The 2,294-nt window shown below is 74.7% G+C and carries 3 protein-coding genes; 2 read left to right on the plus strand and 1 reads right to left on the minus strand.

Features of this window, described 5'->3' with window-relative positions; genetic code table 11:
* Positions 1-666, minus strand: a 666-nt coding sequence (locus tag ACLIYP_RS30215; protein ID WP_412716262.1) for a ThiF family adenylyltransferase, incomplete at its 3' end; no start/stop codon positions are given.
* Positions 667-942: 276 nt separating this feature from the next.
* On the opposite strand from ACLIYP_RS30215, the gene ACLIYP_RS30220 reads away from it, so the two are divergent.
* Both ACLIYP_RS30220 and ACLIYP_RS30225 read left to right on the plus strand, forming a co-directional pair.
* Complete coding sequence (locus ACLIYP_RS30220; protein ID WP_412716263.1) at positions 943-1,545, plus strand: M48 metallopeptidase family protein; 603 nt, start codon at positions 943-945, stop codon at positions 1,543-1,545.
* Between the two features lie 68 nt (positions 1,546-1,613).
* Positions 1,614-2,294 (plus strand): TerD family protein (locus ACLIYP_RS30225; protein ID WP_412716264.1); only part of this gene is annotated, 681 nt, incomplete at its 3' end.

Raw genomic sequence — 2,294 nt, forward strand, 5'->3', positions numbered from 1 at the left:
CAGCCGGGGCGCCGCCTCGCCGCGGCGGACCGGCGCCCCCGTGGCGAGGTCGATCTCGGTGTGCTCGCCGCGCCGCCTGGCCCGCAGGAAGGACTCCATCAGGCCGCGCTCCCTGGCCGACCCCATCCCCAGCAGCCGCTCGCCGATCCGGTCGGGGGCGATGCCCCCGGGCGCGGTGTCCCACGGCGCCACACAGCCGCCGTCCACCACATCCACCTGCCCCACCCCGGCCGCCGACAGCAGTGCCGCCACCGTGGCTCCGACCCGTCCCGCACCGCGCACCTGCACCCGGGCCGCCGCCCGGGCGGCCAGCCGGCGCACCCCGCCGCCCGGTTCGGGCCGGAGCACCGAGAGCGACCCCAGGTCCGGACGGAGCCGGTCGTCCACCCGGGCCGCCGCCCGCCGGTGGGCCGTGGCGTCGTCCAGCAGCCCCGCGGCCGTCAGCCGTGCCACCAGCCGGTCCGCCGCGTCCGCCCCGAGCCCCATCGCCTCGGCGGCCTGTCTGAGCTGGGGGAGGCTGCGGGTGCCGTCGAAGAGCTCCAGGAAACCGCCGGTCGCGGTGTCCACCGGGCCCAGCAGCACCGCGTGCGCGGGCGCCACCCCGTACCGGACGGTGTTCCTGTCCCGCCAGGCGCGCCGAAGCGCCGGTTTGATCATCGGATGCACAACAAGCCCCCTGAGCCATTCCCGAAGCACTGCCGAAGCACTGTCGAACCGCCGCCGAACCACCGCCGGCGCACCCGGCACCGGGAGGGCCGGACGGCTCCAGCCTGCGCCCTTCGCCGAGGTCGCCGCGGAGAGCCGTCCACAGGGCGCGGCGTTCGTCGTACCGGAGGTGCGGGGGCGCCCGGGAGGCGCGCCGACGGCTCGCACGGAGGCGTGCGTTCCCACGAGCGACCCGGAGGCGGGACTTCCGCCGACGCCGCCGGGTAACGTCGTGGCATGCCCGCAGACCCGCTGAACAGCGTCGAGAAGCCGGGCCCCGGCCCGGACGGCGCGGCCGCGGGCGGTACGGCACCGCGGCCGGACGCGGTCGAGGTCCGCCGCAGCGCACGCCGCCGCCGCACGGTCTCCGCCTACCGGGAGGGCGGCCGCACCGTCGTCCTCATCCCGGCCCGGATGTCGAAGGAGGAGGAGCGGCGCTGGGTGGGCGTCATGCTCGACAAGCTGGCCGCCCAGGAGAGCAGGAGGACGCTCGACGACGGAGAGCTGGCCGCCCGCGCGGTGCGGCTGTCCGAGCAGTACCTGCTCGGGCGCGCCCGCCCGGCCACCGTGCGCTGGGTCACCAACCAGAACACCCGCTGGGGTTCGTGCACCCCCGCCGAGGGCAGCATCCGCCTCTCCCACCGTCTGCAGGGCATGCCGGAGTACGTCCTGGACTACGTCCTCCTGCACGAGCTGGCCCATCTGCTGGTCCCCGGCCACGGCCCGGACTTCTGGCGGCTGTTGGAGGCCTACCCGCGCACGGAGAGGGCCCGGGGATTCCTGGAGGGCGTGATCGCCGCGGGCCGGCTGCCGAATCTTCCCCGCGACGGGGGCGAGTGAGCCGGGGAAGCACCGGTTAGCCTGGCGCAACGCAATTCACCGCTTCGGATGGGGGACGGTCGTTACGCATGGCCAGGGAATTCCAACGAGGCCACAAGGCCAGGATCAGCGATCTGACAGCCGGGACGGACCTGTACGTGGGCGTACGGATCTCCGCGCCGGGGCTCTCCTTCGACATCAGCTGCTTCGGTCTCGACGCCGACGAGCGGCTGTCTGACGACCGCTACTTCGTCTTCTTCAACCAGCCCGAGTCACCGGAGGGGGCGATCCGGCTGCTGGGCGCCCAGGCGGGCGACACCGAATCCTTCAGGGTGACGCTGGACCGCATTCCCGCGAACATCCAGAAGCTCTCCTTCACCGCCACCATCGACGGCGACGGGCAGATGTCCCGGGTCGACCCCGGCTATCTGCGGATCGTCGCGGGCGGTGAGGAGGTCGCGCGCTATTCGTTCGACGGCTCGGAGTTCACCACCGAGCGGGCCGTGATGCTCGGCGACTTCTATCTCAAGGACGTCTGGCGCTTCGCGGCGGTCGGGCAGGGGTTCGACGGAGGGCTGGAGGCGCTGCTGAAGCACTTCGGCGGTGAGGTCATGGAGGAGGAGTCCGCGCCCGCCCCCGCACCGGCTCCGCAGGCGGCTCCCGGCTTCGCGCCGCCCGCCGGACCGGCGCCTGGCTTCGCGCCCCCGGCGGCCCCCGCGGCCCCGCAGCAGGCACCCGCACCGGCCGGCCCCGTCCACGCCCTGGACCCC

This window comes from Streptomyces nanhaiensis, assembly GCF_046614825.1.
GTDB lineage: Bacteria > Actinomycetota > Actinomycetes > Streptomycetales > Streptomycetaceae > Streptomyces > Streptomyces radiopugnans.